The organism is Streptomyces sp. (assembly GCF_019510245.1).
GTDB lineage: Bacteria > Actinomycetota > Actinomycetes > Streptomycetales > Streptomycetaceae > Streptomyces.
The window spans coordinates 116,277-125,652 of the sequence record NZ_JAEKKT010000126.1; the positions used below are offsets into that span (position 1 = coordinate 116,277).

Genomic DNA, 9,376 nt, shown 5'->3' on the forward strand with positions numbered 1-9,376 from the left:
CTCCTGTGCTCCTGTACTGCTGCGGAAGATGGTTCTGGGGCCGCTCGTCCGGGCGTGGCCCGGCGGCCGGGCGTTACCGGGGCCGGGCGCCAGGGCACGGCCGGGCGTCGGGACGTGGCCGAGGCCGGGCGTCAGGACGTGGCCGGGGCCGGGGTCGCCGAGTCGGTGGGCGGTGGCGGGGACGGGCTGGGGGTCGGGGAGACCGGGATGCTCTCCGACGGAGTGGGTGTCGGCGAGGCCGGCACGCTCGCCGGCGGCGAGGACACCGGCTCGGTGACCGGTCCCCCGCTGGCCGGTGCCTGCGACCTGGTGGGTCCGCCCTTCCCGGGGCTGCCCGGCACCGAGGCGGAGGGCGACGCCGAGGCGGACGCGCCGCGCGACGTCTCCCCGGCCGAGGGCCCGGCGCTCGCTCCGGCCGAGCCGGACGGCCCGCCGGGCCCGGTGTCCGAGGGGGCACCGGAGTCCGTCGGCCGGTCCGGGGTCGAGGCCTGCCGCTCCGGCGGCGGTTCCTCGGTCGGTACCCCCGGCTGGAGGATCGGTGCGATCGGCGGCTGCTTGGGCAGCGGCTTCGGGGTCACCCCGGACATCCAGGCGTAGCTGAGCCCGGTGAGCCCGGCGAGGGCGAGGGCGCAGATCGCCAGCCGGAGCTTCGGCCGGCCCGCCGTGGAGCGCTGCGCGGCCCGGAAGATCCGGCCGCCCATCTTCACGGACAGGTAGACGACACCGGCCATCGGACACAGCAGCATCACGCAGCCGATCGTCCCGACCAGCCCCTCGACCACCTGGCCGTGCACGAACGCGCCGCCGGTGCCGAGGAGTTGCTCGGTCAGCGAGCGGGTCATGGTGGTGAGGATGCGCGGCAGGTTCCACAGCGCGTAGCCGAGTTCGCCGATGATCAGCGGGACCATCGTCAGCACCCAGGTCGCGACGATGGCCCGGGCCGACTTCTTCAGCCCGGCGACCTCCTGGCGGGCCCGGTCCCCCTTCGCCCCCGGCACCAGGGCCAGCAGGATCGGCTTGATCTTGCCGTACAGGTCCGGGACCCCGGCCAGGTCGCCGAGGATGTAGTAGCCGTCCAGCCGTACGGCCGGCATCAGCTGTTCCATGATCTCGAAGTGCCCGAGATACACCGTGGCCAGGAAGAACTGGGCCCCGGTGGCGAAGTAGGCGCCGGCCATGGCCAGCATGAAGACGACGTTGAAGTAGACGCCGCCCAGGTCGGTGCGGAGCCGGCCGGCCCGCCCGATCCGGTAGACGTCGGTGACGTCGGTGTACATCGAGGGCCAGATGAGGAAGAGCCCGCACCCGATGCAGCCGGGTCGGGCTCCTCCGTATCTGCACGCGGAGGCGTGTCCGAACTCGTGGAAGACGAGGGAGGCCACGGTGAGCACGAAGACGACGAGGATCAGGACCGGCTGGTCGAGCACCTCCAGGACGGGCTCGATCGCCCCGAAGAACCCGAACAGCCAGACGTCCATGGCGACGGCCGAGCCCAGCACCAGCGCGACCATGGCCGGCCGGTGCAGCCACGCCAGCGAACGTGCGATCTTCGCCGTACGCCGCTCGTCGAAGATCACCCGGTGGCCCTTGAGGGCGAGCAGCAGGTCGGAGCGCGGGGCTTCGACCTCGTCGCCCTCCTGGCCCTCCGGGACCGTCACACCCAGCGGTTCCAGCTTCTTCTCGACGAGGAAGCGGATGTTCTCCCCGCTGACCTCGCGTCCGAAGCGGGCGCTGACCCGGTGGGCGATGGCCTCGGCATCGCGGACGCCGTCGACCGACGACGCCACCAGGTACAGCAGCCTGGACAGCTGCACGACCTGCCCGTCCCCCCGACGGGCGATGTACTTGGGCTCGGTGAATCCCGACCCCTGGTACTCACCGTGCAGCTGCAGCCCCGCGCTGAGCCTCGGGACCGGCGACGGCGGGTCGACCACCGGCAGGGTGCCCGTCGCCACCTGCTCGTAGGTCACCGGCCAGCCGCCGGGTCCGGGCACCGGGCCCGTGTCGTAGAGTGCGGCCGCTCCGTCCCCGAGCACCGTCATGTGTGGTCTCCCCCCGGATCCCCGATGTGTTCCCCCCGAACCGCCGGGAGCGCCACCGCCGGGGCGACGGCGGTGGCGCTCCTGGGGACTACTGGGTGACGCTGATCGTCTGCGCGGCCGACGACTCGGCGGACGACCAGGCGGAGTGGTCGTTCAGCGCGGCGGACTGGTTGGACGCCTCGATGTTCGCGATGTGCTTGGTGACGTTGACCGTCTTGCCGAAGCTGAACTTCAGGCGCCCGAGGGCCTCACGGCCCGGGAGCAGCTCGGCGGACTCGTTCTCCAGCTCGTTCATGTCCATGCTCATGACGGATGTCCCTTCGTTTCGTGTGCGGTGAGGTTGAGGTCGATCTCGGTGCCGGCGCCGTGCGCCAGGGCGGTACTACTGGTGGACGCTGATGGTCTGACCGGCGCCGGAGTCGGCCACCGACCACGACGAGTGGTCGTTCAGCGCGGCGGACTGGTTGGACGCGTCGATGTTCGCGATGTGCTTGGTGACGTTGACCGTCTTGCCGAAGCCGAACTTCAGCCGGCCCAGGGCCTCACGGCCCGGCAGCAGCTCCGCGGACTCGGCCTCGAGCTCATGGGCATCCATCATGATCTTTTCCCCCTCAGGGATAGACATTTCCGATCGGATCGAGTCAGGTTCCCCCCGGACTCTGTCCAATCTGGTCGGACGTGCTGTCCAACGAGATTGGACACTACGGGCTCGGGAACCCGTCGCGCAACCCCTTCGGAAAATCACCCTCTCGGCCGATCGCCTACCCGCCCGTAGAATCGGCCGCGACAGGGCAGGACCCCGCAGGCGGCGAGCAGGAAGTGACGGTCAGTGGCCAACGCACTGCAGCAGTTGATCCGTGAGCACCTCGACCGCAAGGGCTGGTCCTACGGCGACGTGGCGCGACGCGGCGGCATCCCGCGCTCCACCGTGCACCACCTGGCCACCACCGACCGCGTGGTCCGCATGCCCCAGGCGACCACCCTGGAGGGCCTGGCCAAGGGGCTGGAACTCCCGCTGGAGGCGGTGCGCCGCGCGGCCGCCGAGGCCTGCGGGATCCACGTGTACGACACCTCGCCGGCCGCCGGCCCGAACGGCACCGCCGACGCCGGCACCGCCGATCCCGAGGTCGCGCTGCTCATCGCGAGCGTCCAGAAACTGTCGGCCGACGACCGCCGGCACGTCACCGCGCTCGTCGAATCGCTGCTGGACCGCGCACCCCGGGAGAAGTGAGCGCCGCCGGACCACTCCCGGGCACTCTTCCGTCAAGTCGGAAAAAGAATCCAACTCCGCACGAAAGCGTCAAGATCCGCCGCTAGTCTCTGCCTCACTGCCCGGGAACGCGAGAGCCGCACGACCACGGGCTCTCAGGGGGACATGTGTTGTTCGTGCACGGCGGACCGGCGACGGCCGTGGTCCGCAAACCCGACGGCGAGTCCGTCGTCCTGCTGTCCGGCGAACTGCCCGAGGTGCTGACCGACGCCTCGGTCAGCGAGCTGCTGGACCTGGCCGCCGCCATCCTGGACCCGGCCGAGCTGGCCCTCTTCGAGGAGTGCCTGCGCACCCTGCGCCGCAACGGCATGCGCGCGGGCCGCCGGGTCGAGGTCGACGGGGCGGTCCTGACCGTCTACGAAGGGTGAGCCGGTGCCGAGGTGAGCCGACGCCGAAGGTGACTGGCGCCACCCACGAGAGGTGCGCGAAGTGCCCGGAACCGGACTTGAACCGCCTCCGCCACACCATCCGACCTGCGACGATGCACTGACCTCGTCCAGCGCTCCCAAGTTTCCACGGATCTTCCCGGATCCGCGCGTCTCCTCCCGCCTGCGTGTTCCCATGGGAACACGCACCCTGGCCATCACCGAAAGGCTCCGGTCACGCCGGGGAAGACATCTGAGGCACGAACATTACCTCTGTACGCCCCCGCCCTCGCATACGAGAACGGAGCAGCGGTTTCAGGCGGCGGTCTGGTTGACGAAGCCGAGGGACGTCAGGCCCTCAGCCGCGCACAACCGGTCAGAGACGCCGCCCACCTCGGTCTGGAGCAACTGGTAGGCGGCACCGTGCTGATGCCCCCAGTGCATCGCTGCGCGCCACAGGGCGCGGCCGTAGCCTAGGCCGCGATACTCCGGGCGGACGCCGAAGTACTGGGGCAGCAGCCGCGCGCGCCCGGCAGCGTCGCTCATCGTCTCCATTGGGCCGATGGCGCCCGCAACCGTGGCCCCGTCGAGGATGGTGAGGACGGGGCCGACGGTCCCGGCCTGCATCCGTTCATAGAGGAACGCAAAGCCGTCACCGGCCATAAGGTCGGCGAAGACCGCGAACCGCTCGGATTCAGGGAGCTGCTTGTAGTCCAGCACTCGCACGACCGGGGCCTGTCCGGGACCCTCGGCGAAGTCCTTGAATTGGACGCGGGTCCCGAGGCCGTGCGCGTATTCCTCAGGCTGGTCCGGGCCGAGGAACCAGGCGACCTTGGCCCGGCCTGCGCCGTGGGCGGCGGCGAGCTTACGCGCCAGGTCCGCGCCGGCCGTCAGACTGCCGGGCACGTCCCCGTAGACATGGACCTTCACAGTGTGTGGGCCACCTTCGTTGAGCGTGGGAATCAGGGTCTGGTGCTGGTCGTGCTCGATGGCGTCGGCCAGAACGCGCTCGGCCTTGCGGTCGAACCAGCGGGCGTCCTTGTCGTGTGGGAGGAAGCGGCCGTTTCCGGCGTTCTCGACGACGGCCTCAAAGAGATCGTGCAGTGGATCGTCTCTACGGACGGGGCCGAGGGTGGGCACGTACGGGACGGTCATCACGGGCTCAAGCCATCCCCGGGCCTGCACACGCGGCAGGACCCGGAGAGCGCGCATCCGTCGCAGCCTCCGGTGCGAAGCATCAGACGGTCGGCGATCGCACCCCAGCCGGGCGAGGCCCTCGATCCCCTCATGGGGGGGGAGGCTGATCTGGTCGTCGCGACCGATCTTGCAGATGGACACCAAGCCGTGCGGATCCAGGTGGAAGAAGGTGTGACCGGCGTTGCAGCCGGTGAACGTCTTCCGCAACCGCAGGTGCTCCTTGGACTGCGCAGTAAGAACCTCGGCGCCGCCGTAGATCGTGGGCATCATGTTCGTGAAGACGGCGTACTCAACGCCCCACGACTCGCACAGGCCGACCATCGCCTGTTCCTCGGCGCCGTTGTCCTCGGTGACGACGATGCTCATGCGCAGCGGCAGCCGGGCGTGGCGGGCCACGTTCATGCCCTGGACGAACTGATCCCACGCGCCATCGCGCTGAGTCAGCCCGTCGTAGCTTGCCTTCGAGGCCCCGTACATGGACACCGTGACCCGGTACGGCGGGCACTCACTGAAGAGGCGGAGCAGGTTCTCACGCCACAGCAGCGACCCGTTCGTGGAGACCGTGATCATCATGCCGAGTTCCCAGGCATACCGGTACGCCCGCATGAAGTCGCGGTCGATGGTCGGCTCTCCGCCCGAGACCTGGAGGAAGAGCACGCCGGCCTCGGCCATGATGTCGAGGCAGCGCCGCTTGTCCTCCCACGGCATCCCCGAGTTCACCTTCATCCCGAGGTAGCAGTGCTTGCAGGCGTAGTTGCAGCCGAGGTTGACTTCCCAGCTCGCCTTGCCGTAGCCCCAGGTCGACGGCTGTCGGACGAGGAGGAACTCGCCGACGAATTGGTCCTGCAGGTCGAGGTCGTCCCACTGGGTGGCGACTGCTTCGGCCAGCCAGGCCGGGGCCAGCTCGGCTGGGTCGAGGGCCCGTAGCTCCTCGTATCGGGCTTCGGGCAGCAGGGCGCCACCGCGGCTTCCGGGGCGCACGAGGACGTGTTGCTCAAGGAACGGAGCGGCGATCAGTTGATGCATGGAGACTCCCGGGAGGTGGGCCCGCCCCGGCCGAAGGGGAGACCTCTGGTGGACAGGTGGTCACGGCCGGGGCGGGGGGCAGGGGTGGTGCGTCAGTGCTGCGCGGCCAGACCGCTGACGACAACGGCGGCGAGGACGGCGAGTATCAGGACGTAGACGGGCTGAGCGAGAGGACTGCTGTTCATCGGGTCGCGGTCGACCGGCAGCTCAGGGTGCGGCTTCTCCAGGTCGGCCCAGACCTTCTTGCCGCAGTTCAGTGGTTCGGTTCCCCATGCCGTCGAGACGGCTTCGACGATGGCCAGGCCCCTGCCGTGGGCGTCGGCGGCGGCCGCGTCGATCCGCTGCGGGAGGTCGGTGCTGTGGTCGACGACCGCAACCCGTGCCCGGTCGTCGTTGAGGCGGGCCAAGGTCACGCGGAACGAGGCACGGCGGGCGTGCAACACCGCGTTGGAGGCGAGTTCGGAGACGACCAGCTCGGCCGTGTTGGCGAGTTCCGGCATCTTCCAGTCGACGAGCGCCGCGTGCACGAACCGGCGGGCCTCACCGACCGATACGGCGTCGCCCAGGAACGACCTCGTGATGACGGGAGCGCCGTCCTTGGTGGGGATCTGGTTGCCTGCCAGCACGTCAACCACCGACTCGGGTTGCACCGCGCTTCGTTGCCTGTGCGAGGCCGTACACGGTCGGCCGTGCGACCAGGCTGGGGAGGCAGAGCGCACCCACGCCGGGCGGCGGGACGGGCCAGTACGACTCTCCGTTGACGTAGTCGGTCTGCCAGACCGGAGGTAGGGCGAGGGTAGTGTCCGCCTTCACGCACTGGGCGCCGGGGCTGGTCCAGTAGCTGGGAACGTCTGCGGATACGAGCGCGTAGTAGAACCCGAGTCTGCGGCTCGCGAAGACCGGGCCGCCGTCCAAGGCTGTGAGGGGGAACCAGTCAACCTCGTCCGGGACCGAAGTCTCAGCCGCCGCGTGCACGAGGTCCCGCGGCATCCGGACGGCAGAGAACAGGCCGCCGCACCGCAGAAAGGTGACGTCCCCGTCCTCCCGCTCGTGCCGGCCGGTCCCGGGATACGGCGACGCGGTCAGCAACCAGGCCTCCACGCTGAGTTCCCCACCCCGCTGCGGCGCTGCCCCCGCACTGAACCAGGGGCGGATGCCGCTCACCGGACGCCGTTCCCAAGGTGCTTCAGGCTGAGCGGGGCGAGCGGGTAGGACGTGACGCCGGGAGTTCGAGGCCGGGGTCGATGAGCGGACGGCGAGCGGACCGGGCACCCGGTCTCGACGTGCTGTCCGGGGTCTCCTTCACCCTGTCGGCCCGAGGCACACAGGAGCGGGCTACGGATACCGAAAGCAGGGAAAGGCGCAGTTTGGAGCCCATGTCCCAATGCCTCCCTCTAGGCTCGTTCAGGGATGACCTCGACGGTATGTAGTCGAGTCGGCTCCGTGAAGTGACTGCGAGTACAGGTGTCTTGCGGCCAAGCACCAGGAAGTGGGCCATCATGCGGCCAAGTCCTCAGCGAACCCTTACCGGCAGTCAGGGTTCAGCTTCCCGTGGCAGAAACGGCCTGATCAGCGGCTACATCCTGCGGGTGATTCGGGAGCAACTCGGCTACACCCAGGAGGAGACGGCCAGGCAGCTCCGCGTGAGCCCCGACACGATCGCCTGGTGGGAGACCGGACGCCGGCCGCTGACGTCCGTACCCGTCGGGCAGATGCTCGTGATCCGCTGCCGCCTCATGCAGTTGCACACCCCGCCAGCGCTCCTCCAGGCCTTGGATCGCGGCCTGGAGGCGGACGTCCTTCTCACGTCCGTCCTGGACGACGACACCCCGGTCGAGGACAGCCCGCTCGGCACGATGGTGATGCAGCGCGAGCTGGCCAAAGTCCTCGCCTGGCCGCTCACCGGGGTAGCGCCGCGTCCGGTCCGCTCACTGCCCAAGCCACCCCGGCCTCGCCGAGGGCCCGCCCCGGCCGGGCCCGAGCTGACCGCCACAGAACGGATGCGCTTCTTCGACCAGTTGCGCCAGACCGCCGAGCAGGCCCGTGGCCCCGAGCAGTTCCTCCTACGCCGCCAGGCCCTCTACCTGTCCGGGTACGACACCGCGTCGGACAACGCGGAGTGGCTCGCCTACCAGCAGCGCACCGAGCGTCCGGGTGACTGGCTGACGTCCTGGCTCAACTCCCGCAGCGTGGCCGCCGTCGCCGCCCGGCACGGCGACCGCGACCGCATGTCCCGCTTCATCGACAACGCGCTCCTGGACGACGACGCCGGCGAGGCCGCGAACCTGGCCTACTGGGTGTACTGGGTCGGCGAGATGCCCCCGCAGCTCTCGGACGACTTCATCGCCGACCGTTCCCCCGAACTGTGGCCCGGTGACCGTCTCCTCGCCCACCTCGTCGACGGTCTCACCCCGCACCACGGCTACGTGGACCTCAACATCCATTCGGTATGGGCCCTCCTCAAGATCCGGCCCAACCTGCTGCGCTCGGGGGCCGCCAGCCGCGCCCTTCGCGAACGGCTCCCGATCATGTTGTATAGCCGGGAACTCTCGGCGCGTGGGCGACGGGAGATGGAGAACATCCGCTACGCGATCCGCCTCGCTGAGGCGTGAGAGGAGCCCCACGGTGGCAGACGACCTGACTCCGGTGGCGCGATTCGTCTACGAGGCCGGAAGCCTGAAGGCGACGAAGCGCACCGGATGGTGGATGGCCGGCGTCAAGGACCCCGAGAGCGTCGCCGAACACTCCTGGCGGGTGGCGCTCCTCGCCTCCATCATCGCCAAGCTCGAAGGCGCCGACCCGGCACAGGCCGCTCTCCTCGCGGTCTGGCACGACACGGGCGAAACTCGCACAGGCGACGTCAACCACCTCGGCAGGAAGTACACCGGCGGCGCCGAGGCCGACCCTCGCGACATCGCCTCCGACCAGGTGGCGGGGTTCCCCGAGGGACTGGCACAGGCGGTGCGTGACCTGATCGGCGAGTACGAGGCGAAGGAGTCCCCAGAGGCCGTCTGTGCCCGTGACGCCGACAAGCTGGAGTGCATGATCCAAGGCATCGAATACCGCGACCAGGGCTACGCGAACACGCAGCGCTGGATCGACAACTCCCGAGGCCGGATCGTCACCAAGAGCGGTCAGCAGCTGGCGGACGCCGTGCTCGCCGCCGGCAGCCTCGACTGGTTCCGTGCGGCCCTGGGCGAGGCGCCCTGATCAGGCGTTGTAGGCCTTATTGCCTCGCATGCGTCACCCACTTCACCGCAATGGCTGCGGAGACTATCGCTGCGCCAAGTCTACGGAGGTCCTTGGCATTGCGTCGGTGACCAGGCCCGCTACTCGACGTAGGTCACCGAAAAACTCACGTTCGTGAAGTATTGGAAATCCTCACCGCCTTTAGGGAGACATTTGAATTGAAAATCTTGGGCCGGGTCGACGGTTTCAGCAATCTTACCTGTCGGCAAATCAAGCAACTGAAATCC

General features: G+C 69.3%; 10 protein-coding genes. 4 read left to right on the plus strand and 6 right to left on the minus strand.

The window, feature by feature from the left end:
- Positions 1–131: 131 nt before the first annotated feature.
- The 3 genes from JF597_RS14625 to JF597_RS14635 form a co-directional block, all read right to left on the minus strand.
- Positions 132–2,042, minus strand: coding sequence for a hypothetical protein (locus tag JF597_RS14625; protein ID WP_293994149.1), 1,911 nt, complete (start codon positions 2,040–2,042; stop codon positions 132–134).
- 88 nt (positions 2,043–2,130) lie between these two features.
- Positions 2,131–2,349: a hypothetical protein gene (locus tag JF597_RS14630; RefSeq protein ID WP_093502077.1), complete on the minus strand. Its 219-nt coding sequence runs from the start codon at positions 2,347–2,349 to the stop codon at positions 2,131–2,133.
- 75 nt (positions 2,350–2,424) lie between these two features.
- Positions 2,425–2,640, minus strand: a complete 216-nt coding sequence (locus tag JF597_RS14635) for a hypothetical protein (protein ID WP_293994153.1) — start codon at positions 2,638–2,640, stop codon at positions 2,425–2,427.
- A gap of 231 nt (positions 2,641–2,871) precedes the next feature.
- Between JF597_RS14635 and JF597_RS14640 the strand changes: the two genes are divergently transcribed.
- On the plus strand, positions 2,872–3,273 hold the full coding sequence (locus JF597_RS14640; protein ID WP_293994156.1) for a helix-turn-helix transcriptional regulator: 402 nt from the start codon (positions 2,872–2,874) through the stop codon (positions 3,271–3,273).
- A 155-nt stretch (positions 3,274–3,428) separates the two neighbouring features.
- Positions 3,429–3,680 (plus strand): hypothetical protein, encoded by a 252-nt coding sequence (locus JF597_RS14645; protein ID WP_293994158.1) that lies wholly within the window; start codon positions 3,429–3,431, stop codon positions 3,678–3,680.
- Between the two features lie 312 nt (positions 3,681–3,992).
- Here JF597_RS14645 and JF597_RS55540 read toward each other — a convergent pair whose 3' ends face one another.
- The 3 genes from JF597_RS55540 to JF597_RS14665 all read right to left on the minus strand — a co-directional run bounded on the left by JF597_RS55540 (position 3,993) and on the right by JF597_RS14665 (position 7,001).
- Positions 3,993–5,900 carry a GNAT family N-acetyltransferase gene (locus tag JF597_RS55540; RefSeq protein WP_366916402.1) on the minus strand — a complete coding sequence of 636 codons (1,908 nt, stop codon included), beginning with the start codon at positions 5,898–5,900 and terminating at the stop codon, positions 3,993–3,995.
- Positions 5,901–5,992: 92 nt separating this feature from the next.
- Positions 5,993–6,535 carry an ATP-binding protein gene (locus JF597_RS14660; RefSeq protein WP_293994161.1) on the minus strand — a complete coding sequence of 181 codons (543 nt, stop codon included), beginning with the start codon at positions 6,533–6,535 and terminating at the stop codon, positions 5,993–5,995.
- Positions 6,528–7,001, minus strand: a complete 474-nt coding sequence (locus tag JF597_RS14665; RefSeq protein ID WP_293994164.1) for a hypothetical protein — start codon at positions 6,999–7,001, stop codon at positions 6,528–6,530. The genes JF597_RS14660 and JF597_RS14665 overlap by 8 nt, the downstream gene beginning before the upstream one ends.
- 398 nt (positions 7,002–7,399) lie before the next feature.
- On the opposite strand from JF597_RS14665, the gene JF597_RS14670 reads away from it, so the two are divergent.
- On the plus strand, positions 7,400–8,512 hold the full coding sequence (locus JF597_RS14670; RefSeq protein ID WP_293994167.1) for a helix-turn-helix transcriptional regulator: 1,113 nt from the start codon (positions 7,400–7,402) through the stop codon (positions 8,510–8,512).
- A gap of 13 nt (positions 8,513–8,525) precedes the next feature.
- Positions 8,526–9,110, plus strand: a complete 585-nt coding sequence (locus tag JF597_RS14675; protein WP_293994170.1) for an HD domain-containing protein — start codon at positions 8,526–8,528, stop codon at positions 9,108–9,110.
- The last annotated feature ends 266 nt before the right edge of the window (positions 9,111–9,376 follow it).